General features: G+C 69.4%; 19 protein-coding genes and 1 other RNA gene. 14 read left to right on the forward strand and 6 right to left on the reverse strand.

Annotated elements, in window-relative coordinates; all coding sequences use genetic code 11:
• Positions 1-28 precede the first annotated feature (28 nt).
• From AC1DSZ_RS03620 to ffs, 3 genes are all read right to left on the reverse strand, one after another.
• Entirely contained in the window at positions 29-349 is a 321-nt protein-coding gene (locus AC1DSZ_RS03620; RefSeq protein ID WP_476837026.1) for a YbaB/EbfC family nucleoid-associated protein, read from the reverse strand.
• A gap of 27 nt (positions 350-376) precedes the next feature.
• The gene (locus tag AC1DSZ_RS03625) at positions 377-2,263 is read right to left on the reverse strand and encodes a DNA polymerase III subunit gamma/tau (protein ID WP_476837027.1); all 1,887 of its coding nucleotides are present in this window, start codon (positions 2,261-2,263) and stop codon (positions 377-379) included.
• 81 nt (positions 2,264-2,344) lie between these two features.
• Positions 2,345-2,442: signal recognition particle sRNA small type (gene ffs, locus AC1DSZ_RS03630), an RNA gene on the reverse strand.
• Positions 2,443-2,691: 249 nt separating this feature from the next.
• Between ffs and AC1DSZ_RS03635 the strand changes: the two genes are divergently transcribed.
• Positions 2,692-3,129, forward strand: coding sequence for an HIT domain-containing protein (locus AC1DSZ_RS03635; protein WP_476837028.1), 438 nt, complete (start codon positions 2,692-2,694; stop codon positions 3,127-3,129).
• Between the two features lie 41 nt (positions 3,130-3,170).
• Positions 3,171-4,115, forward strand: a complete 945-nt coding sequence (gene nudC / locus AC1DSZ_RS03640; RefSeq protein WP_476837029.1) for an NAD(+) diphosphatase — start codon at positions 3,171-3,173, stop codon at positions 4,113-4,115.
• A 169-nt stretch (positions 4,116-4,284) separates the two neighbouring features.
• Here the strand turns inward: nudC and AC1DSZ_RS03645 are convergent, their stop codons facing one another.
• The gene (locus AC1DSZ_RS03645; protein WP_476837030.1) at positions 4,285-5,148 is read right to left on the reverse strand and encodes a prephenate dehydratase; all 864 of its coding nucleotides are present in this window, start codon (positions 5,146-5,148) and stop codon (positions 4,285-4,287) included.
• A gap of 15 nt (positions 5,149-5,163) precedes the next feature.
• Complete coding sequence (locus AC1DSZ_RS03650; RefSeq protein WP_476837031.1) at positions 5,164-5,907, reverse strand: 3-deoxy-manno-octulosonate cytidylyltransferase; 744 nt, start codon at positions 5,905-5,907, stop codon at positions 5,164-5,166.
• A gap of 274 nt (positions 5,908-6,181) precedes the next feature.
• On the opposite strand from AC1DSZ_RS03650, the gene AC1DSZ_RS03655 reads away from it, so the two are divergent.
• The 11 genes from AC1DSZ_RS03655 (at position 6,182) to AC1DSZ_RS03705 (ending at position 20,333) form a co-directional block, all read left to right on the forward strand.
• Positions 6,182-6,739: a c-type cytochrome gene (locus AC1DSZ_RS03655; RefSeq protein WP_476837032.1), complete on the forward strand. Its 558-nt coding sequence runs from the start codon at positions 6,182-6,184 to the stop codon at positions 6,737-6,739.
• A gap of 146 nt (positions 6,740-6,885) precedes the next feature.
• Positions 6,886-8,772: an extracellular solute-binding protein gene (locus AC1DSZ_RS03660; protein ID WP_476837033.1), complete on the forward strand. Its 1,887-nt coding sequence runs from the start codon at positions 6,886-6,888 to the stop codon at positions 8,770-8,772.
• Between the two features lie 368 nt (positions 8,773-9,140).
• Complete coding sequence (locus AC1DSZ_RS03665) at positions 9,141-11,021, forward strand: extracellular solute-binding protein (RefSeq protein WP_476837408.1); 1,881 nt, start codon at positions 9,141-9,143, stop codon at positions 11,019-11,021.
• 215 nt (positions 11,022-11,236) lie between these two features.
• The gene (locus AC1DSZ_RS03670) at positions 11,237-12,355 is read left to right on the forward strand and encodes a microcin C ABC transporter permease YejB (RefSeq protein ID WP_476837034.1); all 1,119 of its coding nucleotides are present in this window, start codon (positions 11,237-11,239) and stop codon (positions 12,353-12,355) included.
• Positions 12,355-13,554 (forward strand): ABC transporter permease, encoded by a 1,200-nt coding sequence (locus tag AC1DSZ_RS03675; protein WP_476837035.1) that lies wholly within the window; start codon positions 12,355-12,357, stop codon positions 13,552-13,554. Before AC1DSZ_RS03670 ends, AC1DSZ_RS03675 begins: the two co-directional genes overlap by 1 nt.
• Positions 13,551-15,182 carry an ABC transporter ATP-binding protein gene (locus AC1DSZ_RS03680; protein WP_476837036.1) on the forward strand — a complete coding sequence of 544 codons (1,632 nt, stop codon included), beginning with the start codon at positions 13,551-13,553 and terminating at the stop codon, positions 15,180-15,182. The genes AC1DSZ_RS03675 and AC1DSZ_RS03680 overlap by 4 nt, the downstream gene beginning before the upstream one ends.
• On the forward strand, positions 15,179-16,405 hold the full coding sequence (locus AC1DSZ_RS03685) for a phosphopentomutase (protein ID WP_476837037.1): 1,227 nt from the start codon (positions 15,179-15,181) through the stop codon (positions 16,403-16,405). The genes AC1DSZ_RS03680 and AC1DSZ_RS03685 overlap by 4 nt, the downstream gene beginning before the upstream one ends.
• Positions 16,406-16,491: 86 nt before the next feature.
• Positions 16,492-17,754, forward strand: coding sequence for a GTP cyclohydrolase II (locus tag AC1DSZ_RS03690; protein ID WP_476837038.1), 1,263 nt, complete (start codon positions 16,492-16,494; stop codon positions 17,752-17,754).
• Positions 17,754-19,013: a URC4/urg3 family protein gene (locus AC1DSZ_RS03695; RefSeq protein ID WP_476837039.1), complete on the forward strand. Its 1,260-nt coding sequence runs from the start codon at positions 17,754-17,756 to the stop codon at positions 19,011-19,013. The genes AC1DSZ_RS03690 and AC1DSZ_RS03695 overlap by 1 nt, the downstream gene beginning before the upstream one ends.
• A 55-nt stretch (positions 19,014-19,068) precedes the next feature.
• The gene (upp, locus tag AC1DSZ_RS03700) at positions 19,069-19,713 is read left to right on the forward strand and encodes a uracil phosphoribosyltransferase (protein ID WP_476837040.1); all 645 of its coding nucleotides are present in this window, start codon (positions 19,069-19,071) and stop codon (positions 19,711-19,713) included.
• Positions 19,714-19,715: 2 nt separating this feature from the next.
• Positions 19,716-20,333, forward strand: coding sequence for an HAD family hydrolase (locus AC1DSZ_RS03705; protein ID WP_476837041.1), 618 nt, complete (start codon positions 19,716-19,718; stop codon positions 20,331-20,333).
• Between the two features lie 6 nt (positions 20,334-20,339).
• Here the strand turns inward: AC1DSZ_RS03705 and AC1DSZ_RS03710 are convergent, their stop codons facing one another.
• A complete protein-coding gene (locus AC1DSZ_RS03710) occupies positions 20,340-20,996 on the reverse strand; it encodes a helix-turn-helix transcriptional regulator (protein ID WP_476837042.1) in 657 nt (218 codons plus the stop codon).
• Between the two features lie 508 nt (positions 20,997-21,504).
• Here AC1DSZ_RS03710 and hrpB point away from each other — a divergent pair.
• The gene (gene hrpB, locus AC1DSZ_RS03715) at positions 21,505-23,982 is read left to right on the forward strand and encodes an ATP-dependent helicase HrpB (protein WP_476837043.1); all 2,478 of its coding nucleotides are present in this window, start codon (positions 21,505-21,507) and stop codon (positions 23,980-23,982) included.
• The last annotated feature ends 164 nt before the right edge of the window (positions 23,983-24,146 follow it).

Consider the following 24,146-nt stretch of genomic DNA (forward strand, 5'->3'; position numbering starts at 1 on the left):
TGTAGATTTGCGGGTCAGCGAGTTACCCTCAGAACAGCTTCATCCCGGGCGGGATGGGCAGGCCGGCCGTGACGGTGGACATCTTGTCCTGCGCGGCGCGGTCGGCCTTGCCGCGGGCGTCGTTGAGGGCCGCGATCAGCAGGTCCTCGAGGATGTCCTTTTCGTCGGCTTTCATCAGGCTGTCGTCGAGGTTCACGGCCTTGACCTGCCCCTTGGCGGTCATCGTGACCTTGACCATGCCGCCGCCGGCCGCGCCTTCCACTTCCAGCGTTTCGAGCTCGTCCTGAAGCGCAGCCATCTTGGACTGCATTTCCTGGACCTTCTTCATCATGCCCATGATGTCTTTCACGGCCAAACTCCCGGATGGCTGAGGGGATCAGAATTCGTCGTCGAAGCCGTCGAAACCGTCCGTGTCGACGCCCGGCTCGCCGGTGGCGTCCTCCTCGGCGGCGGCGGCTTCCGGCTGCGGCTCGCGGATGTCCACGATCTTGGCGCCCGGCCAGGCTTCCAGCACGGAGCGCACCAGCGGATGCGCCTGCACGTTGGTGAGCCGGTCGCGCTCCTGAGCGGCCTGGGTCTCGCGCAAGGTCGGCTGGCCGGGCTCGGACGAGAGCGCCACCACCCAGCGCCGGCCGGTCCACTCGCTCAGGCGCTTGGAGAGGTCGCCGGCGAGCTGCGGCGCGGCGTTCGGGCCGGGCGAGAACTCCAGCGTGCCGTCCTCGAAGCGCACGAGGCGGATGTCGGCCTCCAGCGCGAGCTTCATGGTGATGTCGCGCTTGTCGGCCGCCAGCGCGACGAGGTCCTCGAAGCGGTTGAGCTTGAGCGTCGGGGCGGCCGCCTGGCGGGGCGAAGGGGCCATGGCGGGCCGCGGCTCGGATCTTGTCGCGACGCTGAGCGCCGCGCCGCCACGCGATCCGCCATCGTGCGAGGCGCGAGCGCCATCGTGCGAAGCGCGCGCGCCGGAGCCGCCGCCGGACCCGGAAGGCGCGCCCGCGCCGCCGGGCGGGTTGTCGCGCAGCGTGCGCAGCGCCTCGTCGGGGGTCGGCATGTCGGCCGCGTAGCACAGGCGCACCAGCACCATCTCGGCCGCCGCGACGGGCTTGGGCGACGACTGCACCTCGCCGATGCCCTTCAGCAGCATTTGCCAGGCGCGGGAGAGCACGCGCATGGGCAGCGCCGCCGCGGCCTGGCCACGCACGCGCTCGGCCTCGGTGACGCTGGATTCCAGCGCGGCGTCGGGCACGATCTTGAGGCGGGTGACGAAATGCGTGAACTCGGCGAGGTCGCTCAGCACCACGGCCGGGTCGGCGCCGGAGTCGTACTGGTCGCGCAGCTCGCGCAGCGCGCCGGCGGCGTCGCCGCGCATCACGGCCTCGAACAGGTCGATGACGCGGCCGCGATCGGCCAGCCCCAGCATGGTCCGGACCGTGTCGGCGTCGATCGCGCCGGCGCCATGCGCGATGGCCTGGTCGAGCAGCGACAGCGAATCGCGCACCGAGCCCTCGGCCGCGCGGGCCAGCATGGCGAGCGCCTCGTCGTCGATGCTGACGCCCTCACGGGCGCAGATGCCGCCGAGATGCTGCACCATCAGGGACGCGTCCACGCGGCGCAGGTCGAAGCGCTGGCAGCGCGACAGGATCGTGACCGGGACCTTGCGGATCTCCGTGGTGGCGAACACGAACTTGGCGTGGGGCGGCGGCTCCTCCAGCGTCTTCAGGAAGGCGTTGAACGCCTTCTCGGAGAGCATGTGGACCTCGTCGATGATGTAGACCTTGTAGCGCGCCGAGGCCGGGGCGTAGCGAATGCCGTCCGTGATCTGGCGCACGTCCTCGACGCCGGTGTGCGAGGCGGCGTCCATCTCAAGCACGTCGACGTGCCGCGATTCCATGATGGCACGGCAGTGCACGCCCTCCTCGGTGAGATCCACCGTGGGGCCGCCCGAGCCGTCCTCGCGCAGGAAGTTGAGGCCACGCGCCAGGATGCGGGCCGTCGTGGTCTTGCCGACGCCGCGCACGCCGGTGAGGATCCAGGCCTGCGGGATGCGGCCGGACGAGAACGCGTTGCGAAGCGTCCGCACCATGGCGTCCTGGCCGATCAGGTCGTCGAAATTCTGAGGGCGGTACTTGCGGGCCAGCACGCGGTAGGGCGTGGTGGCGACCGGCGCGGCCGAGGCGGGCGGCGCGGCGCTCGGGAGGTCGAGCCCCGGGAAGCCGGGGCCGTCATCGACCGTGACGCCGTCGTGAATCGTGGTGTCGTCGCTCATCGGGCCTTGGGTGACGCATGGCCGGGCTGCGACGGCTCCCCGTTGGGGAGCCTTTTCGATCGAGGCCAGATTGCCGCGAAGGGTGGGAGGCTGGACGGTAACCCGCCCGATTCTCGTTAGGGCTGCTTCCTTCCGGACCTGACCCGGTTGGCGAGTGGAACGTCCACCACCAACCTCCCGCGCTCTATATCGGCGATCCCGGCGGGGAATACAAGCCGGGGCGGAGGGCGGTTTGGGCCTTGCTTCGGTATCGGGGCCGTCATTGCGAGGAGCGAAGCGACGAAGCAATCCAGAAGCTGGGCGAAAGGCCCGGCGCTCTCTGGCCCAGCATCAGCTGGATTGCTTCGCTGTCGCTCGCAATGACGGGAGAACTGCCCTGCGTGAAAAGACTGGAGCCGCGGCGGCGGGATTGGATTAGCTTGGCGCGCATGACTGCGTCCCTTCCGGCCGAGGCCGGCTTCGAGCTTCACCCGCAACTGGCGGCCGATACGGCCGTGGTGGGCGACCTGCTGCTGTCGCGCGTGCTGTTGATGAAGCATGCGCGCTATCCGTGGCTGATCCTGGTTCCGCGCCGGGCGGAGGTGCGGGAGATCCTGGACCTCGGCGACATCGACCAGATGCGGCTTTATCGCGAGATCACCGAGGCGTCGCGCGTCTTGAAGACGCTGTTTCGGCCCGACAAGCTGAATATCGGCGCCATCGGCAACATGGTGCCGCAGCTGCATGTGCATGTGCTCGGCCGGTTCACCACCGACGAGGCCTGGCCGCGGCCGGTGTGGGGCGCGGGGCCGGCGACGCCCTATGCGGCCGACGCGCTGGCCGAGCGGCTGGCCAAGCTCGCGGCCGCGTTCGGCGGCGTCGCGTAGCCGGCTTTCAAAACCCAACCTGCCCACACGAGGAACCGCCCATGTCCCCTCCCCGCACCGAGCGGTCCGCGACCCTTGGCTATTCGGTGAACCTGCTGGATCGCCGCGCCGAGTATCGGGACGACGACGCCTACATGGCCGAGCTCGCGGCCTCGCCCCAGGCCCGCTGCGTCGTGTTGCAGGGCGACGTGCCGCTGCTGCGCCAGCGTGGCGGAGCCGCCGAGGCGCTGTTCGACCGGACCGACCTGGCCGAGCTCGGCACCGTGCGCGAGAAGGCGTTCCTGGGGCTCGACGAGCTGGGGCCGATCTACGCGGCGCTGCTGGAGGCGCCCGCGCCCGAGAACGACCAGGGCCACGACGACGTGGTGGCGATGGACCTGCGATCTCTCGCCGTGCAGGGCGTGCTGCCGCCGCACATCCTGGGCGTGTTCGCGCAGGCCAAGAGCCTGATGCACTGGCACCAGCGGCACCGCTTCTGCTCCAATTGCGGACAGCCCACCACTGTGGGCTCCGCCGGCTGGAAGCGCGAATGCCCGGCCTGCGGGGCGCAGCACTTCCCGCGCACGGACCCGGTGGTGATCATGCTGGCGGTGCGGGGCGACCGCTGTGTGCTCGGCCGGCAGGCGCGTTTCGTGAAGGGCGTCTACTCCTGCCTGGCGGGCTTCCTGGAGCCGGGCGAGACGCTGGAGGACGCGGTGCGGCGCGAGCTCTTCGAGGAAGCGGGCGTCGCCACCGGGCGGGTGCGCTACCTCGCGTCGCAGCCCTGGCCGTTCCCGGCCTCGCTGATGATCGGCTGCATCGCGGAGGCGACCGCTGACGAGCTGACGGTGGACTTCAAGGAGCTGGAGGACGCGCGCTGGTTCACCCGCGAGGAAGTGCGCCAGATGCTGGCCGGCCGCCACCCGGACGGCATCGGCTGCCCGCCGCCGATCGCAATCGCGCATGGGATTTTGAAGGCCTGGGCGGAGGACGGCGAGGGCTTTTAGGCCGGATAGGTGGGCGCATCTCTCTCCCGCGCAGCGGGGGAGAGGTCGGCGTCAGCCGACAGAGCGGGCCGTCGAGCGTTGCTGCTTGTAGGAGCTGGCGGCGCTGGACCGCCCCCTCCCTGCCCTCCCCCGCTGCGCGGGAGAGGGTTCCGCATCTCGACCCTCGCGCCTACTCGGCCGCCTTCTGGCTCTCCACCCGGTAGGGGTGCGCCGGGTAGACGCCCATGACGCGGAATTCCTTGCAGAAGAATTCCAGCTCCTCGAAGGCGAGCTTGAGGTTCCAGTCGTCCGGGTGGCCGTCCACGTCGGCCAGGAACTGCGTGGCCGAGAACTCGCCGTCGACCATGTAGCTTTCCAGCTTGGTCATGTTGACGCCGTTGGTGGCGAAGCCGCCGAGCGCCTTGTAGAGCGCGGCCGGAACGTTGCGGACGCGGAACAGGAAGGTCGTGACGGTCGGGCCATTGCCGGCCGGTGCCCAGGCGGGCGTCTTGGACAGCACCACGAAGCGGGTGGTGTTGTGCTTCTCGTCCTCGACGTCACGCGACAGCGTCTCGAGGCCGTAGATCTCGCCCGCCAGGCTGGTGGCCAGCGACGCGCGGGTGGGGTCGTTCCACTCGGAGACCTCGCGGGCCGAGCCGGCCGTGTCGCCGGCGATCACGGGCTTCGCCCCGATGGCGCGGATGATCTTGCGGCACTGGCCCAGCGCGTGGACGTGGCTGTAGACGGTCTTCACGGTCGCGAGCGTCGCGCCCTTCACGGCCAGGAGCTGGAAGTGGATGGGCAGGAAATACTCGCCGATGATGTGCAGGTTGGAGGCCGGCAGGAAATGGTGGATGTCGGCCACGCGCCCCGCGATGGAGTTCTCGATCGGGATCATGCCGAGCCCGGCCGCGCCCTCCTGGATGGCCGCGAAGGCGTCCTCGAAGGTCGCGCAGGGCAGCGGCTCCCAATCCGGGTACACGTCCTTGCAGGCGATGTGGGAGTTGGCGCCGGGCTCGCCCTGGTAGGCGATCACCTTCTTGAGCTGGGACATCGCGGTTCTTTCGGGTCAGATGGGACGGCGGCGGGCGAGCAACTCGCGCGCGCGGTCGAGATCGTGCGGGGTGTCGACGCCGAGCGGCACGTCGTCCACGATCGCGATGTCGATGCGCATGCCGGCCTCCAGCGCGCGCAGCTGCTCCAGCCGCTCGCGCAACTCCAGCGGGGCGGGCGGCAGCGACACGAAGCGCTCCAGCGCCTTGCGGCGATAGGCGTAGAGGCCGATGTGGTGGAACAGCGGGCCAGGACCGGTCGGCGCGGTCGCGCGGGTGAAGTAGAGCGCGCGGTAGAGGCCGGGCCCGATCGGGGTGGCGACGGGCTTCACCACGTTGGGGTCGTCGCGCTCCTCCGCCCGGGTGATCGGCGCCGCGATGGTGGCGATGTCGACCAGCGGATTGGCGAGCGGCAGCACGGCCGCCTGCACGGCGCGCGGATCGATGGTGGGCAGGTCGCCCTGCACGTTGACGACCACGTCGTGGCGGCCCTCGGGGTCGAAGATCTGCACCGCCTCGAAGATGCGGTCGCTGCCCGATGGATGGTCGGCGCGCGTCATCACGGCGTGGCCGCCGACCGCCTCGATGGCGGCCACGATGGCGGGCTCGTCGGTGGCCACCACCACGGGGCCAAGGCCGGCCTCGGTGGCGCGGCGCCAGACATGGACGATCATGGGTTCGCCGAGGATGTCGGCGAGGGGTTTGCCCGGCAGGCGGGTGGACGCCATGCGGGCGGGAACGAGGACGACGGGATCGGACATTGTTCCGCCAGAGCGCAGCCGCCAGGCCTGACGACCAAAAGCGGCAAAAAGTATCAACCGGAAACGCGCTTATACGAGTTGCCAAGAGCGCCGCAAAGCGGGTAATCATCCGCCGCCCGGCGGAAACGTTGCGGGGGCCGTCGGCGTTTGCGCGCCTATGCTCCAGCGGCCGCGGGGAGGCGGTTTGGTTGCGCATGACGCCCTGCGGGGCGCCGAGCCGGATCGCCGCGAGACGCTGAGCCGAGTTAAGCCCCACGTGGGTCGGAGTGATCGAATGTTCGGGATGGATTCCTTCGAGTTCAACAAGATCGCCGGAGCTGTGCTCGGCACGCTGCTGTTCGTGATGGGCATGGGCATCCTGGCCGAATCGATCTTCGCCGAGAAGCAGCCGGTGGTCGCCGGCTACGCGCTCCCGGCCGCCGAGCCCGAGGCCGCCGCCGGCGCGGCTCCGGCCGCCGCCAGCGAGCCGCTCCCGGTGCTGCTCGCAAAGGCGGACGCCAAGAAGGGCGAGGGCCTCGTGAAGCCCTGCTCGGCCTGCCACAGCTTCGACAAGGGCGGCCCCAACAAGGTCGGCCCGAACCTCTACGAGGTCGTGAACCGCCCCCTCGCGTCGCATGCGGGCTTCAACTACTCGGCCGGCCTGAAGGAGCATGGCTCCAAGGGCGAGAAGTGGGACTTCGCGGCGCTGGACAAGTTCATCGCCAACCCGAAGGGCTACATCCAGGGCACCGCGATGGGCTATGCCGGCATGAAGGAAGCCGACCGTCGCGCCGACGTGCTGGCTTATCTGCGCTCGCTGGCCGACAGCCCGGCGCCGCTGCCGACGCCCTGATCGGCTCGACATCCATCATCGCGAAGGCCGGGCATCGCCCGGCCTTTTTGATTCCGGGCCCCCGGCTGTGGTCCGCGAGCGAAAAAGCGACATAATCCCCCGCGCAGATCGATCCGCCCGTTTCGGGCGACCCACACGGAGGCCACATGCGGCAGGGCGAAGCGGGACCATTTCGTTGGAGGCGCGCCCTGGCGCTGGGCGCGGTCGCGCTTGCGAGCCTGCTGGGCGCCGCGCTCACGCCCGCCGCCGCGGCCGACCCTGAATGGCGCAGCGCCACCTCGCTGATGGGCGAGCCCCGCTACAAGCCCGGCTTCGCGCATTTCGACTACGTGAACCCGCAGGCTCCCAAGGGCGGCACGGTGCGGCTCGGCCGCCAGGGCGCGTTCGACAATTTCAACCCGGTGGTGGCCGGCGTGAAGGGCCAGCTCGAGGCCGGCGTCGGCCTCGTCTACGAGCAGCTCACCGAGCAGTCGCTGGACGAGGTCTCAACCGCTTACGGGCTGCTGGCCGACGGCGTGAAGTTCCCGGAGGACTTTTCCTGGGTCACCTACCGGCTGCGCCCGAACGCGCGCTGGCAGGACGGCAAGCCGGTGACCCCCGAGGACGTGATCTTTTCCTTCGAGACCTACAAGGAGACCAGCCCGCAGATGGCCTTCTACTACAGCCATGTGGTGAAGGCGGAAAAGACGGGCGAGCGCGAGATCACCTTCCGGTTCGACCAGCCGGGCAACCGCGAGCTGCCGCAGATCGTCGGCCAGCTCACCGTGCTGCCGAAGCACTGGTGGGAGGGGACGACGCCGGACGGCAGGAAGCGCAACGTCAAGGAGACCACGCTGGAGCCGCCGCTGGGCTCCGGGCCCTACCGGCTCAAGGGCTTCGACGCAGGCCGCAACGCCGTGTACGAGCGCGTCGCCGACTACTGGGGCAAGGACCTGCCCGAGCGGATTGGCACCAACAATTTCGACCAGGTGCGCTTCGAATATTACCGCGACTCGACGGTGCTGTTCGAGGCGCTGAAGGGCGACCAATACGACTTCCGCCTGGAGAACAGCGCCAAGAACTGGGCCACCGGCTACGACTTCCCGGCCGTGAAGGACGGGCGCGTCATCAAGGAGGAGTTCAGCGAACGCGCCAGCGGCCGCATGCAGGCCTTCGCGTTCAATCTCCGCAAGCCGAAATTCGGCGACCAGCGGGTGCGCCGGGCCTTCAACCTCGCCTTCGACTTCGAGGAGATGAACAAGACCATCTTCTACGGGCTCTATAGCCGCATCGGCAGCTTCTTCGAGGGCACGGAACTCGCCTCCAAGGGCCTGCCCGAGGGCAAGGAGCGCGAGATCCTGGAGAGCGTGCGCGACAAGATCCCGGCGAGCGTGTTCACGGCCGCCTACACGAACCCGGTGAACGGGGACGCCACCAAGGTGCGCGACAACCTCCGCGAAGCCGATCGCCTGCTGAAGGAAGCCGGCTGGGAGATCAAGGGCGGCAAGCGCGTCAACGCCAAGGGCGAGCAGCTGACGGCCGAGTTCCTGGCCTATGACCCTACCAGCGAACGCTTCGTGCTGTTTTACAAACCCTCGCTGGAGCGGCTCGGCATCGGCGTGAGCCTGCGGGTGGTGGACCCGTCGCAATACGAAAACCGGATGCGCGACTTCGATTTCGACATCACCACCGACCTGTGGGCGCAGTCGCTCTCGCCCGGCAACGAGCAGCGCGACTTCTGGGGCTCCAAGGCGGCCGAACGGCCGGGCTCACGCAACACGCTGGGCATCAAGGATCCGGGCGTCGACGCGCTGATCGACAAGGTGATCTTCGCACGGGATCGCGAGGAGCTGGTGGCCGCCACCAAGGCGCTCGACCGCGTGTTGCTGGCGCACGACTACGTAGTGCCGCAATGGTTCTCGCCCGCCACCCGCACGGCCCGCTGGAACCGATTCGGCCGCCCAGCCGTGATGCCCCGCTACGCCTCGCCGGCCTTTCCGACCGTGTGGTGGTGGGACGCCGCCCTGGCGCAGAAGACCGGAGGCCGGCAGTGAAGCGGCGTAAGATGTCCGGGTTTGGCGCAAGCGCGGCTGCGGCCGACCCCTCATCCGGCGCTTCGCGCCACCTTCTCCCCGTGCCGGGGCGAAGGGAAGAGGCGGCGCCGCAGCCGCGATCGGCCCCCTCTCCCCGGGACGGGGAGAGGGCTGGGGTGAGGGCCTTGGACGCTGCGGCCGGCCCCTCATCCGGCGCTTCGCGCCACCTTCTCCCCGTGCCGGGGCGAAGGGAAGAGGCGCCGCCGCAGATGCAATCTGCCCCCTCTCCCCGGGACGGGGAGAGGGTTGGGGTGAGGGCCTTGCACGCCCGCACACTCCCTGCCCTTCCCGGCTGCGCGGGAGAGGGTTCAGCCTCACGCCGGGCCGTGCTGGCTGGCGGGGCGGGGCTGTTGGCGGCGGCTTTGGGCTGGCCTGGCGCAAGAGCCATCGCCCAGACGGCTCCTGCCGAGCCTGTCACTCCCGCCGTTCCGCCCGCGGCCGTGGGGGAGCACCTTGGCCTCTCGACCTTCGGCGAGCTGAAGTATCCGGCCGACTTCGCGCATTTCGCCTATGTGAACCCGAAGGCTCCGGTCGGCGGCGCGGTTTCACTGCAGATCAGCACCACCTTCGGCAACCAGGCGTTCGACACCTTCGACACGCTGAACGCCTATGTGCTGAAGGGCAACGGCGCGGCCGGCGTCGAAATGTTGTTCGACAGCCTCATGACCCGGGCGCTGGACGAGCCGGATTCGCTTTACGGCCTCGTCGCCAAAACCGTGTCGACGGCCGAAGACGGCCTGACGCAAACCTTCCGGCTGCGGCCGGAGGCGCGCTTCCATGACGGCTCGCGCCTCACCGCGCAGGACGTGGCCTTCTCGATATTGCTGCTGAAGCAGAAGGGCCACCCGCTGATCGCCCAGACGATCCGCATGGTGGAGAGCGCCGAGGCGCCGGACGACCTTACCGTGGTGGTGCGTTACGCCAAGGGGCGCTCGCGCGACCTGCCGCTCACGGTGGCGACGCTGCCGATCTTTTCCAAGGCCTACTACACGGCGAAAAACTTCGAGGAAGCCACCCAGGAGCCGCCGCTCGGGTCCGGCGCCTACAAAGTCGGCCGCTTCGAGCAGGGTCGCTTCATCGAGTATGAGCGCGTGGCCGACAACTGGGCCAAGGACCTGCCGGTGAATGTGGGCCAGAACAATTTCGCCCGCGTCCGCTACGAATATTACCGCGACCGGCAGGTGGCGCTGGAAGGGTTCAAGGCCGGCAACGTGACGTTTCGCGAGGAGTTCACGTCGCGCGACTGGGCCAACGGCTATGACTTTCCGGCCGTGAAGGACGGCCGCGTCAAGCGCGAGGAAATCCCGGACGAGACGCCCTCCGGCACGCAGGGCTGGTTCTTCAACACGCGGCGCGAGAAGTTTCAGGATCGCCGCGTGCGCGAGGCGCTGGGGCTGCTGTTCGACTTCGAGTGGACCAACGCCACCATCATGTTCGGGGTCTACAAGCGAACCGCGTCGTTTTTCGAGAACTCCGACATGAAGGCCGAGGGGCCGCCCTCGCCGGACGAGCTGAAACTGCTGGAGCCGTGGCGCGGCAAGATCCCCGACGAGGCGTTCGGCGCACCCTTCGTCCCGCCGGTGTCGGACGGCTCCGGCCAGGACCGCGCCCTGCTGCGCCGGGCCGACCAACTCCTGCGCGAGGCCGGCCTCAAGCGCGAGGGCAATGCGCTGCGGCTGCCGGCCGGGCAGCCTTTCGAGATCGAGTTCCTCGATTTCTCGGGCTCGCTGCAGCCGCACACGGGCTCGCTGTTCAAGAACCTGAAGCTGCTCGGCATCGAGCCGCGCTTCCGGATCGTTGACGCCTCGCAGTACCAGCGCCGCACGGACGAGTTCGACTACGACATCGTGTCCCGCCGCTACGGCATGTCGCCCACGCCCGGCGAGGGCCTGAAGCTGATGTTCGGTTCGGCCTCGGCCAGGACGCCTGGCTCGTCCAACGTCGCCGGCATCCAGGACCCGGCCGTGGACGCGCTGGTGGAAGCCGCGCTGATGGCCGACACGCGGGCCGAGCTCGAAACCGCCTGCCGGGCGCTGGACCGCGTGCTGCGCGCCGGGCGCTACTGGATCCCCATGTGGTACAAGGCCTCGCACTGGCTCGCCTATTGGGACATGTTCGGCAAGCCGGCCACCAAGCCCAAATATGCCCGCGGCGCCCCGGGTACGTGGTGGTATGACGAAGCCAAGGCCAAGCGAATCGGAAAGGCTTGATGCAGGCGCGCCACGTGCTTTCGCTCCCCAATGCCCCTCATCCTGAGGAGCGCCGCAGGCGCGTCTCGAAGAACGAGGGATTCCAGTCTGCACGACCTGCGGAGCGTGCTGGAGCCCTCGTCCTTCGAAACGCCCTGCTGCCCAGGGCTCCTCAGGATGAGGGTGTCGTTGCGTCGCCCTTCCCTGGGCGTGCCCCCGCTGCGAGGCGCTGAGCGATGTTCGCCTACGTCTCCCGCCGCATCCTGCTGATGATCCCGACGCTGCTCGGCATCATGTTGATCTCGTTCACGATCGTGCAGTTCGCGCCCGGCGGGCCGGTGGAGCGCGTGCTGGCGCAGTTGCAGGGCAACGACACGTCGGCGACCTCGCGCATCGCGGGCGGCGCTGGCGGCGACTTCGCGGGCGGATCGCAGAACCAGCCCGGCGGCGGGGCCGGCGAGGCGGCGTCCAAGTATCGCGGCGCGCAGGGGCTGGACCCGGCCTTCATCAAGCAGCTGGAAGCGCAGTTCGGCTTCGACAAGCCCGCGCCCGAGCGCTTCGGCCTGATGCTGTGGAACTACCTGCGGTTCGATTTCGGCAAGAGCTATTTCCGTGACACGCCGGTGCTGCAGCTCATCAAGGAGAAGCTGCCGGTCTCGATCTCGCTCGGGCTCTGGATGACGCTGCTGAGCTACGCGATCTCGATCCCGCTCGGCATCCGCAAGGCCGTCCGGGACGGCTCGCGCTTCGACACCTGGACGTCCGCGGTGGTGATCGTCGGCTATGCGATCCCGGGATTCCTGTTCGCGATCCTGCTGATCGTGCTGTTTGGCGAAGGCTCGTCCTTCATGCCGTTCTTTCCGCTGCGCGGGCTGACGTCCGAGAATTTCGCGCAGCTGCCCTGGTGGGCGCAGGCGCTGGACTATGCCCGCCACATCACGCTGCCGATCCTATCCATGGCGCTCGGCGCATTCGCGACCGCGACGCTTTTGACCAAGAACTCGTTTCTGGACGAGATCCGCAAGCAATACGTGCTGACGGCGCGCATGAAGGGCCTGTCGGAGCGGCAGGTGCTGTATGGCCACGTGTTCCGCAACGCCATGTTGATCGTGATCGCGGGCTTTCCGGGCGCGTTCATCCACGCGTTCTTCACCGGCTCGCTGCTGATCGAGACCGTGTTCTCGCTGGATGGGCTGGGGCTGCTGAGCTTCGAGAGCATCGTGAACCGCGACTACGCGGTGGTGTTCGCGAACCTCTACATCTTCTCGCTGCTCGGGCTGGTGGTGAACCTGCTGTCCGACCTCACCTATACGTGGATCGATCCACGCATCGACTTCGAGACGCGGGAGGTCTGATGGACGCCCCCGTGGCCACCCGCACCTTCGGGCCCGAGACCAGCCCCGGCGGCCCGCTCGCGCCGCCGTTGCCGCGCAAGGGGCTGCTGCGGCTGTCGCCCATCAACGAGCGGCGGCTGGCCAACTTCAAGGCCAACCGGCGGGGCTACTGGTCGTTCTGGATCTTCATGGTGCTGTTCGTGCTGTGCCTTTTCGCCGAGGTGCTGGCCAATGATCGCCCCATCCTGGTGCGCTACAAGGGCGAGTGGCTCGCGCCCATCGCGGTGGACTACCCGGAGGAGAAGTTCGGCGGCTTCCTGGCGCAGACGGACTATCGCGACCCCGTGATCGTGAAGGAGATCGCCGAGCACGGCTGGGCGCTGTGGCCGCCGATCCGCTTCGCGTCCAACACCATCAACCTCGACCTCCCCACCGCCGCGCCGGCCGCGCCGACATGGTCGCTGAAGGACGAGGTGTGCCGCCCCGTCGCCGAGAAGCGGGCGGGGCCGGACGCAGCCGGCAAGACGCTCGGCTGCCGGGACCTCGAGTGGAACTGGCTCGGCACGGACGACGGCGGCCGCGACGTGCTGGCGCGCGTGATCTACGGCTTCCGGCTGTCGGTGCTGTTCGGGCTCATCCTGGCCGTGATCTCGTCCGTGATCGGCATCATGGCGGGCGCGATCCAGGGCTATTTCGGCGGGCGCGTCGACCTCTACTTCCAGCGCGTGATCGAGATCTGGTCCGCGATCCCGTCGCTCTACCTCTTGATGATCCTGTCCAACTTCTTCCAGCCGTCCTTCTTCACGCTGCTCGGCATCCTGCTGCTGTTCTCCTGGGTGGCGCTGGTGCATGTGGTGCGGGCCGAGTTCCTGCGCGCCCGCAACTTCGACTATGTCCGCGCCGCCCGGGCGCTGGGGCTGAGCGACGCCAGGATCATGGTGAAGCACGTGCTGCCCAACGCCATGGTGGCCACCATGACGTTCCTCCCGTTTATCCTGAACGGCTCGATCACGACGCTGACCTCGCTCGACTTCCTGGGCTTCGGCCTGCCGCCGGGCTCGCCGTCGCTGGGCGAGCTGCTGCTGCAGGGCAAGAGCAACATCTCCGCGCCCTGGCTCGGCCTCACCGGCTTCTCGGTGATCGCCATTATGCTGTCGCTGCTGATCTTCATCGGCGAAGCCGTCCGCGACGCCTTCGACCCGCGGAAGACGTTCGGATGAGCATGACCCCCCTCCTCTCCGTCCGCGACCTGTCCGTGCAATTCCGCCAGGGCGGCAAGACCACCGTGGCGGTGGACCACGTGTCGTTCGACGTCCATGCCGGCGAGACGGTGGCGCTGGTGGGCGAGTCGGGCTCCGGCAAGTCCGTGAGCGCGCTGTCGATCCTGAAGCTGTTGAGCTATCCGCCGGCGTCGCATCCGTCCGGCGAGGTGCTGTTCAAGGGCCAGGACCTCCTGCGTGCGAGCGAGGACGAGCTGCGCAAGGTGCGCGGCAATGCCATCACGATGGTGTTCCAGGAGCCCATGACGTCGCTGAACCCGCTGCATCCCATCGAGCGGCAGATCGGCGAGATCCTGGGGCTGCACAACGGGCTCTCGGGCGACGCGGCGCGGCGGCGCACCGTGGAGTTGCTGAACCAGGTCGGCATCCGCGATCCCGAGGGGCGGCTCGGCGCCTATCCGCATGAGCTCTCGGGCGGGCAGCGCCAGCGCGTGATGATCGCGATGGCGCTCGCCAATGCGCCGGACCTGCTGATCGCCGACGAACCCACCACGGCGCTGGACGTCACCGTGCAGGCGCAGATCCTGAAGCTGCTGGCGCGGCTCAAGACCGAGAACGGCATGGCGATGCTGTTCATCACCCACGACCTCGGCATCGTGCGCAAGATCGCCGACCGGGTCTGCGTGATGACCAACGGCCAGATCGTCGAGCACGGCCCGGTCGCGCAGGTGTTCGACGCGCCGCAGCACGCCTATACGCGCAAGCTGCTGGCCGCCGAGCCAAAGGGCCGGCCCGAAGCCCCGAAGGCGGACGCGCCCGTGATCGTGGAGGCGCAGGACCTCCGGGTCTGGTTCCCGATCCGCAAGGGGTTCTTCAAGAAGGTCGTCAGCCACGTGAAGGCCGTGGACGGCATCACGATCGCGGTGCGCGAGGGCGAGACCGTCGGGGTGGTGGGCGAGAGCGGCTCGGGCAAGACCACGCTCGGCCTGGCGATGCTGCGACTGATCTCCTCGCAGGGGCCGATCGTGTATCTCGGCCAGCGGTTGGACGGCCTCAACAGCAAGGCCATGCGGCCGCTGCGGCGCGACATGCAGATCGTGTTCCAGGATCCCTACGGCTCGCTGTCGCCGCGCCTGTCGGTGGCCGACATCGTCGGCGAGGGGCTGGACGCGCTGGACAAGGGCCAGAGCTACGAGGCGCGGCGCGAGGTGATCGCGCGGGCGCTGCTCGACGTCGGGCTCGATCCCGCCGCCATGGACCGCTACCCGCACGAGTTCTCGGGCGGCCAGCGCCAACGCATCGCGATCGCGCGCGCGATGGCGCTGGAGCCGAAATTCGTCGTGCTGGACGAGCCGACTTCGGCGCTCGACATGTCCGTGCAGGCGCAAATCGTCGACCTGTTGCGCGACCTGCAGCAGCGGCGCAACCTCGCCTACATGTTCATCAGCCACGACCTCAGGGTGGTGCGGGCGCTCGCCAACGAGGTGATCGTGATGCAGAACGGCAAGGTGGTGGAGCAGGGCCCCGCCGCCGAGCTCTTCGCGCATCCCAAGACCGACTACACGCGCGCGCTGTTCGCGGCCGCGTTCAACCTCGAAACGGCCGATAGCGGCGTGGTGCGCGAGTGACGCACTCCCGGGTCTTCGTGATCGTGCTCGATTCCGTCGGCTGCGGCGGCGCGGAGGACGCGGCGGCCTATGGCGATGTCGGGGCCGACACGCTCGGCCACATCGCGGAGGCCTGCGCGGCCGGGGCGGGCGACCGGGCGGGCTTGCGCGCCGGCCCGCTATGGCTGCCCTTCATGACCCGGCTGGGCCTGGGGCTGGCGGCCGAAGCCTCCACGGGCCGGCGCTGGCCGGCAGCCGCCGCCGACGGCCCGCTGCGGGGCCAATGGGGCTACGGGGTCGAGACCTCGCGCGGCAAGGACACGCCGTCCGGCCATTGGGAGATCGCCGGAACGCCGGTCGATTTCGCCTGGGGCTACTTCCCCGATACGCAACCGAGCTTCCCGCCGGACCTCACGGCTGCGCTGATCCGCGAGGGCGCGCTGCCCGGCATCCTCGGCGACAAGCACGCGTCCGGCACCGAGATCCTGGACGAGCTCGGGGCCGAGCACATGCGGACGGGCAAGCCCATCTGCTACACGTCAGTGGATTCGGTGCTGCAGATCGCCGCCCACGAGGAGGTCTTCGGGCTCGAGCGCCTCTACGATCTCTGCCGCATCGGGCGACGGCTGTGCGATCCGCTGCGGATCGGGCGGGTGATCGCCCGGCCGTTCACGGGATCCGCCGACACCGGCTTCGTGCGCACGCCCCGGCGCAAGGACTTCGCAATCCCGCCCCCCGAAGGCACGATCCTGGACCGTGCCGCGAAAGCCGGGCGCGCCGTCGTGACGGTCGGCAAGATCGGCGACATCTTCGCCCACCGGGGCACGGGCCGCGAAGTGAAGGCGGCCGGCAACATGGCGCTGTTCGACGCCCTGCTTGGTGAAGTCGACACCATGGACAGCGGCGGCTTCCTGTTCGCCAACTTCGTCGACTTCGACAGCGAGTTCGGCCACCGGCGCGACGTGCCCGGCTATGCGGCCGCGCTGGAAGCCTTCGATGCGCGCCTGCCGGAGCTGGACGCGCGGCTGCGGCCGGGCGACCTCGTGATCCTCACGGCCGACCATGGCAACGACCCCACCTGGCGCGGCACCGACCACACGCGCGAGCACACGCCCATCCTGTGCTTCGGGCCGGGCGCGACGCCGGGTTCGATCGGGCGGCGCGAGACCTTCGCGGATATCGGCGAGACCGCGGCCGCGCTGCTCGGCCTGCCCACGCATGGACCCGGCCGGAGCTGGCTTTGACGGCGCCGTTGACGGGACCGTAACGTCGGCAGACGATCGTTTTCAATCGATCTCACGCCCGGAGGCGTGGGCCGCCAGAGACGCGCATGAGCACGGACAACCGCAACACCCACATCCGGCTCACGTCGCACCCCGAGCCCGGCACGGGCGTGACCCGCTTCCCGATCCGCTGGGGCGCGGCGACGCCGGCCGAGCGCGGTCCGGTGATCGGCTCCGTCACCAATCCGGCGGACCGCAACGTCATCGGGGCGCATGGCGGCGCCTATTCGCTGTATCGCGCGCTGGCGGTGTCGTCGGGCGCGCTGAACCCGGCGGTGCGGCCGGACCTGCGCAACACGCATCCGGTGACGCCGGTGGGGCCGCACCCGCAATGGCGCGATCCCGGCAAGATCGTTTCGCTCGACCCGTGGGGCGCGTCGGCCGGCGAGGTCTTCGCCGACTGGATCGCGCAGGGCGTCGACATTCGCCCCAGCATAGCGATCACCAAGGCGCGGCTGAACATGCCCGAGATCGTGGCCGGCATGGCGGCCGGGCGGCTCAAGGATGATGGTGCGATCCTGCAGGCGAACGGCGACATCTCGGTCACCAAGATCGCGATCGATCCCGTGTGGCATCTTCCCGGCGTCGCGGCGCGCTTCGGCGTCAGCGAAAACGCGTTGCGGCGGACGCTGTTCGAGCAGACCGGCGGCATGTTTCCCGAGATCGTGACGCGGCCGGATCTCGCGGTGTTCCTGCCGCCCATAGGCGGCACAACCGTGTACGTGATCGGCGATGTCGCCGCCCTCGCCGATCCGCGCCGGCGCGTCGCCTGCCGGGTGCATGACGAATGCAACGGCTCGGACGTGTTCGGCTCCGACATCTGCACCTGCCGGCCCTATCTGGCGCATGGCGTCGAGGAATGCGTGAAGGAAGCCCAGCGCGGCGGCGCGGGCGTGGTGGCGTATAACCGCAAGGAAGGGCGTGCGCTCGGCGAGGTCACCAAGTTCCTCGTCTACAACGCGCGCAAGCGCCAGGAGGGCGGCGACCAGGCGGCCACCTATTTCGAGCGCACCGAATGCGTGGCCGGCGTGCAGGACGCGCGTTTCCAGCAACTGATGCCGGACGTGCTGCACTGGCTCGGGATCACCCGCATCGACCGGTTCATGTCGATGTCGAACATGAAATACGACGCCATAGTGGGCGCGGGAATCGAGATTGGCGAACGCGTCTCCATTCCGGACGAGTTGATCCCGCCGGACGCCTCCGTCGAGATGGAAGCCAAGAAGGCGGCGGGCTATTACGCGCCGCAGGGCGCGCCCGGGCAGGACGATCTGCGGCGCACGGTGGGTCGACCGCTGGAGAAATATTGATGAGCGGAGCCGCCGGGGCAGAACCGGGCGCGGACGCCGCGCTGGCGCGCGGGCTGCTGTCGCCGCGCGCGGTTCGCGAGCGGGCGCACCGCATGCTGGCGCTCGGCATCGCGGGCGAGTTGCCGCACTTCACGGTGGATTCCGGCAAGCTCTGCCGCTGCGCCGACTACGTGCTCGACACGATCCGGCGCAACTACCCGACTTTCCAGGTGCCGTTCCACGCGCGATGGCGCCACTTCGCGGCCGGCGGCTTCGACCGCTGGGCGACGCTGGATCGCAACACCATCTGGCCCTCCGATGCCGCGCGCGCCCGTGCGGCCTTCGACCTCGCCATCGTGAGCGTGCTGCTCGACGCCGGCGCGGGGCCGGACTGGTCCTATCTCGAAGCCGCGAGCGGCGAGCGTTTCGCCCGGTCCGAAGGGCTCGCGGTGGCGAGCTTCGACATGTTCGCGGCCGGGCTGTTCTCGGCTCGGCCCGGCGAGCCGCTGCGGGCGGACGCAAGCCGCCTTGCTTCGCTGCAGGCGGATGAGGTTGCGGCCGGCTTCCAGATCGACGCGCACAATCCCATGGTCGGACTTGAGGGCCGCGTCGACCTGCTCCGGCGCCTGGGCCGCGCGGCGCTCGCGCGACCGGCCGTGTTCGCCCGGCATGACGAGGCGCGGCCGGGCGGTCTGTTCGACCACCTCGTGGCCCAGGTCGAGGGCGGCCTCCTGCCGGCGGAAGCGATCCTGTCGGCGTTGCTGGAGCATCTCGGCGCGATCTGGCCCGGCCGCATCGCGCTGGGCGGCGTCGATCTCGGTGACACGTGGCGGCATCCGAGCCTGGTGACCGACGACGCCACCACCGGGCTGCTGCCTTTCCACAAGCTGTCGCAATGGCTGGCTTATTCGTTGATCGAGCCACTGCAGCAGGCCGGCGTGGGCGTGTCCGGGGTGGACGGGCTCACGGGTCTCGCCGAGTACCGCAATGGCGGCCTCTTCGTGGACGCCGGCGTTCTGGCGCTAAAGGACCCGACCGAGGCCGAGAGGCCGCACGCGGTGGACTCCACGCTGGTGGTGGAATGGCGCGCCCTCACGGTGGCGCTGCTGGACGACGTCGCGGCGCTGATCCGCAGCCGCCTGGGTCTCACGCCCGAGCAGTTTCCGCTCGCCAAGGCGCTGGAAGGCGGCACCTGGGCGGCGGGCCGGCGCATCGCGCGGGAGAAGCGCCCGGGCGGCGCGCCGCCGATCGCGGTAATCAGCGACGGCACGGTGTTTTAGTTTTCGGCCGCCGCGCTATGGTGCTCGAATCCAATTCAGGTTGATCGAGGTCGCCATGCTGGACGCTGCCCCGAAGGGCGTCACCGTCGTCTCCCACCCGCTCGTGCAGCACAAGCTGACGCTGATGCGCGACAAGAAGCGCTCCACCAAGGGCTTCCGCCAGCTGTTGAACGAAATTGGCATGCTGCTCGCCTATGAGGTGACGCGCGACCTGCCGACGGAGCTGGTGGAAACCGAGACGCCGATCACCACCACGATGGCCCCGATGATCGCCGGCAAGAAGCTGGTGCTGGCTCCGATCCTTCGCGCGGGCGTCGGCTTCCTCGACGGCATGCTGACGCTGGTTCCGTCCGCCCGCGTCGCCCATATCGGGCTCTATCGCGACCCCGAGACGCTGACGGCGGTGGAATACTACTTCAAGGCCCCGTCCGACATTGCCGAGCGCCTCGTGATCGTGGTCGACCCCATGCTGGCGACCGCCAACTCGGCCGTGGCGGCGATCGACCGCCTGAAGGAACGCGGCGCCAAGGACCTGCGCTTCGTGTGCCTGCTGGCGGCGCCCGAGGGAATCGCACGGCTCACGGCCGCGCATCCGGACGTGCCGGTCTGGACCGCCGCCATCGACGAGAAGCTGAACGACCACGGCTACATCGTGCCGGGCCTCGGCGATGCGGGCGACCGCATGTACGGCACGCGCTGACCATGGCGTCGCAGAACCCCACGCAGGTCGTCTTCGACATCGGCGAAGTGCTGCTCGACTGGAACCCGCGCTATCTCTACCGCAAGATCATCCCGGACCAGGACCGCATGGAGTGGTTTCTGGGCGAGGTGTGTACGCCCGCCTGGAACATCGAGCAGGACCGGGGACGGCCCTTCGCGGATGCGGTCGCGCTGTTGACCGAGCGGCATCCCGACCTCGCGGAGGAAATCCGCGCCTTCGACGAGCGCTGGGTCGAGACGGTGGCGGACGTGGTCCATGGCAGCGTCGCGCTTCTGGAGCGGCTGCGCCAGCAGGGCGTGCCGACCTGGGCGATCACCAATTTCTCGCACGAGAAATTCGCCATCGCGCGCCGGCGCTGGCCGTTCCTGGACGGCTTCCGCGACGTGGTGGTGTCGGGCGAGGAGAAGCTCCTGAAGCCAGACCCGGCGATCTACCACGTGCTGCTCGACCGCAACGGCCTCGACGCGGCCGACTGCCTGTTCATCGACGACTCGCCCAAGAACGTCGAGGGCGCGCGTGCGGTCGGGATGCACGCGGTGCATTTCACCACGGCCGACCAGCTGGCGCTCGACCTGCGGCGCTACGGGTTCCCGGTGTGAAAAACCTCAGGGCGGGCTGGCGATGAGGTGGCGCGACACCGCGTAGCCGATCGCCTGGGCGGTATTGTGGGCGCCCAGCTTGTTGCGGGCGCTGTCGAGATAGAGCTTCACGGCGCTTTCCGAGATCGCGAGCGCGAAGGCCACCGACTTGTGCGGCATGCCCTGGCCGGCCAGCGTCAACACCTGCCGCTCGCGGGTGGAGAGCGGGCGCGTCGCCTGGTCGCCCGCCACCCACATGTCCATCACGGCGGTGTGGAACGCGTAGGCGGCGACCACGACCTCGCCGACGAGGCCCGGCAGACGGGCGCGCCAGGCGTCGCGCGAGCCGTCGCTCGTGACGCTGAACAGCGCGAAATCGCCCACTGCGCCGCGAATCGGCACCGTCAGGCCGTGCGGCCCGATGCCGACCTCCAGGCGTTCGCGCACCAGTTGGGTCACCTTGGGATCGCTCTGGTCGAAATCGTCCCAGTCGATCGGCATGATGTGGAATTGCGCGAGCTTGACAACCGGATCGAACTGAAAGTAGTCGTGATCCATGTAGTGCTGGACCCAGTCCAGCGGATAGCTCGTATACAGCACAACATCGCGCTCGATCTCGCCCGGAACGAGACGAACATGATAGGCGTAGTGCGTGAGATCGTGAGACTTGGTGAATGTCGCCATGCGGTTGTCGATGGCGACTTCAGCTGGACTGGGAACGGAATAGTCCCTGTGCATGACTGTCATTGCGGGGGCCCTGAAACGAAAGAGTGTGGACCGCCGCCGCCAAGGCGTGGCGGTCCACTAATCTTTCGATCATAGCACAAGCTTGACCATGCATCGCGCCCGGTTAGTCGTTCGAGACGACAACCTTCAACTGATGGTTTTCGGCGCGCCTGATATTTCCGGCCAACTTGTCGCAAGTCTTCCGGAGTTCGTCGGCGCAGTCTCTCTGCCCAAGAGCGTCGAGGGTTTCGGAACAGAAATGCAGACAGCCGATGACGTAGATGAGCGTTGAAGTATCCGTGTTTTTTGAATTCAATTGAGCCTCCCCGTTGACGGACATCATCAAGGGAATGTCGGATTTGTGACAATCTGGCATAATGGGCAGGTGGCGCCGGAGCCTGCCGATCGCGCGCGAGACTTGCGGCCGGGCTTGCGCCCGGATCAGCCGTCGGCCACATCCTCGCGCATGCGCCATTTCGACACCCCGCTCCCGATCGACGCCGTTCTGGACGAACTCGCCGCCACGCTGGCGGGGCGTCCCAACGCCGTGCTGGTGGCGCCCCCGGGCGCGGGCAAGACCACGCGCGTGCCGCTGGCGCTGCTCGACGAGGCGTGGACCACACTGGCGGGCCGCCCCGGCAAGCTGATCCTGCTGGAGCCGCGGCGCCTGGCCGCACGCGCGGCCGCGAGCCGGATGGCGGCGACGCTGGGCGAGCAGGTCGGCGAGACCGTGGGCCTGCGGGTGCGGCTCGGCTCCAAGATCGGCCCGCGCACCCGCATCGAGGTGGTCACCGAGGGCGTGTTCGCGCGCATGATCCTGGACGACCCGGAGCTTGCGGGCGTCGCCGCGGTGCTGTTCGACGAGTATCACGAGCGCTCGCTGGACGCCGATCTCGGCCTCGCGCTGGCGCTGGACGCCCAGGCGGGCCTGCGCGAGGACCTGCGCATCCTCGTGATGTCGGCGACGCTGGACGGCGCGCGCGTGGCGAAGCTGCTCGGCGACGCGCCCGTGATCCGCAGCGAGGGCCGCGCCTTTCCGGTGGAGACGCGCCATGTCGGCCGCGACCCGCGCCGGCGCACGGACGAGCAGGTGGCGGACCTCATCCTCACCGCCCTGCGGGCCGAGCCCGGCTCCGTGCTGGCGTTTCTGCCCGGGCAGGGCGAGATCCGCCGCGTCGCCGCCATGCTGGCCGAGCGCGTCAAGGACCCGGCCGTCGACATCGCGCCGCTCTACGGCGCCATGGACCAGCGCGACCAGGATCTCGCGGTGCAGCCGGCGAAGTCGGGCCGCCGCAAGGTGGTTCTGGCGACCTCCATCGCCGAAACCTCGCTCACCATCGAGGGCGTGCGCGTGGTGGTGGACAGCGGGCTCGCCCGCGTGCCGCGCTACGAGCCCGCCATTGGGCTCACCCGGCTCGAAACCGTGCGCGTGTCGCGCGCCGCCGCCGACCAGCGACGCGGCCGCGCCGGCCGCACCGAGCCGGGCGTCTGCTACCGGCTGTGGGAGGAGGCCGCCACGGGCGCGATGGAGCCGTTCGCGCCGGCCGAGATCCTCAGCGCCGACCTGTCCGGCCTCGTGCTGGACTGCGCCGCCTGGGGCGTCAGCGATCCCACTGCCCTGCCCTTCCTGGATCCGCCGCCGCGGCCGGCGCTTGCCGGGGCGCGGGCGCTGCTCACCGAGATCGACGCCATCGACGCGCAGGGTCGCCTGACGTCCGAAGGCAAGCTGATCCGCGGCCTGCCACTGCCGCCCCGGCTCGCCCGCATGGTGGCGAGCGCCGCGGCGCAAGGCCAGGCAGGACTCGCGGCCGAGATCGCGGCCGTGATCACCGAGCGCGGGCTCGGCGGCGACGCGGCGCATCTCGGGCATCGCCTCGACGCCTTCCGGCGCGACCGGGGCCGTCGCGCCGAGGACATGCGCCGGCTGGCGCGAGGCTGGTGCGAGGCGGTGGGCGCGCCGTTCCGCCCGGGCGACGTCGCCGAGGCCGGCGCGGTGCTGGCGCTGGCCTATCCGGACCGCATCGCCAAGGCGCGCGGCGCGCCCGGAGCCTTCGTGATGGCGAACGGCCGCGGCGCACAGGTGGAGCCCCACGACGCGCTGGCGCGCGAGCCTTTCCTGGCGGTCGCCGAGATCGCGGGCGGGGCCGCATCAGCCCGCATCCTGCTCGCCGCGCCGCTGGACGCCGAAACCATCGAGGCCGCCTTCGCGAGCCATATCCAGACCACCGACGATCTCGCCTTCGACCGCCAGGCGGCGGCGCTGCGAGCCCGGCGCGTGCGGCGGCTGCACGCCATCACGCTGTCGGAAAAGACGCTGCCGACTCCCGCGATGCCCGAAGCCGCGCAGGTTCTGGCGCGCGGGATCGCCGGCCTTGGCATAACCCGCCTGCCCTGGAGCAAGGCGCTGGCGCAATGGCGCAACCGGGTGATGTTTCTGCGGCGCGCCGATCCGAGCTGGCCGGACCTCTCGGACGAAGCGCTCGCGGCCTCTGCTGCCGAGTGGCTCGCGCCCTTCATCGAGGGCCGCGCCAGCCTGGCGCAGATCACCGCCGACGACCTCGACCGCGCCCTGAAGGCGCTCGTGCCCTGGGACATGGCGCGCCGGCTCGACGCCGAGGCGCCGACGCACTTCGCCGCCCCGACGGGCAACAACGCCGCCATCGACTACGAGGCCGAGGAAGGCCCGGTGCTGGCCATCCGGGTGCAGGAGCTGTTCGGCCTGAAGCAGCACCCCGCCGTCGCCAACGGCCGGCTGCCGCTGGTGCTGCACCTCCTGTCGCCGGCGCACCGCCCCATCCAGATCACCCGCGACCTGCCGGGCTTCTGGCGCGGCTCCTGGGCGGCCGTGAAGGCCGACATGAAGGGCCGCTACCCGCGCCACCCCTGGCCGGACGACCCCGCCGCCGCCGCCCCCACGGCCCGCGCAAAGCCGCGCGGGACGTGAGCGTCGACCACCCTCACCGTCGTTCAGACGTCGGCCACAAACCCGATCCCCTCATCCTGAGGAGCGTCGCCCCTCGGCGATGCGTCTCGAAGGACGAGGGACTCCAGTCCGTGACCACGGCTGAGGACACTGGACCCCTCGTCCTTCGAGACGCAGGCCGCAGA

The sequence above is a fragment of the Alsobacter sp. P4_H11 genome, from assembly GCF_056400925.1.

Excerpts from the sequence above, each read along its gene's own strand:
- AC1DSZ_RS03625 (WP_476837027.1), bottom strand. The coding sequence starts at position 2,263 with ATGAGCGACGACACCACGATTCACGACGGCGTCACGGTCGATGACGGC.
- AC1DSZ_RS03635 (WP_476837028.1), top strand. The coding sequence starts at position 2,692 with ATGACTGCGTCCCTTCCGGCCGAGGCCGGCTTCGAGCTTCACCCGCAA.
- nudC (WP_476837029.1), top strand. The coding sequence starts at position 3,171 with ATGTCCCCTCCCCGCACCGAGCGGTCCGCGACCCTTGGCTATTCGGTG.
- AC1DSZ_RS03645 (WP_476837030.1), bottom strand. The coding sequence starts at position 5,148 with ATGTCCCAGCTCAAGAAGGTGATCGCCTACCAGGGCGAGCCCGGCGCC.
- AC1DSZ_RS03650 (WP_476837031.1), bottom strand. The coding sequence starts at position 5,907 with ATGTCCGATCCCGTCGTCCTCGTTCCCGCCCGCATGGCGTCCACCCGC.
- AC1DSZ_RS03655 (WP_476837032.1), top strand. The coding sequence starts at position 6,182 with ATGTTCGGGATGGATTCCTTCGAGTTCAACAAGATCGCCGGAGCTGTG.
- AC1DSZ_RS03660 (WP_476837033.1), top strand. The coding sequence starts at position 6,886 with ATGCGGCAGGGCGAAGCGGGACCATTTCGTTGGAGGCGCGCCCTGGCG.
- AC1DSZ_RS03670 (WP_476837034.1), top strand. The coding sequence starts at position 11,237 with ATGTTCGCCTACGTCTCCCGCCGCATCCTGCTGATGATCCCGACGCTG.
- AC1DSZ_RS03675 (WP_476837035.1), top strand. The coding sequence starts at position 12,355 with ATGGACGCCCCCGTGGCCACCCGCACCTTCGGGCCCGAGACCAGCCCC.
- AC1DSZ_RS03680 (WP_476837036.1), top strand. The coding sequence starts at position 13,551 with ATGAGCATGACCCCCCTCCTCTCCGTCCGCGACCTGTCCGTGCAATTC.
- AC1DSZ_RS03690 (WP_476837038.1), top strand. The coding sequence starts at position 16,492 with ATGAGCACGGACAACCGCAACACCCACATCCGGCTCACGTCGCACCCC.
- AC1DSZ_RS03695 (WP_476837039.1), top strand. The coding sequence starts at position 17,754 with ATGAGCGGAGCCGCCGGGGCAGAACCGGGCGCGGACGCCGCGCTGGCG.
- upp (WP_476837040.1), top strand. The coding sequence starts at position 19,069 with ATGCTGGACGCTGCCCCGAAGGGCGTCACCGTCGTCTCCCACCCGCTC.
- AC1DSZ_RS03705 (WP_476837041.1), top strand. The coding sequence starts at position 19,716 with ATGGCGTCGCAGAACCCCACGCAGGTCGTCTTCGACATCGGCGAAGTG.
- AC1DSZ_RS03710 (WP_476837042.1), bottom strand. The coding sequence starts at position 20,996 with ATGGCGACATTCACCAAGTCTCACGATCTCACGCACTACGCCTATCAT.
- hrpB (WP_476837043.1), top strand. The coding sequence starts at position 21,505 with ATGCGCCATTTCGACACCCCGCTCCCGATCGACGCCGTTCTGGACGAA.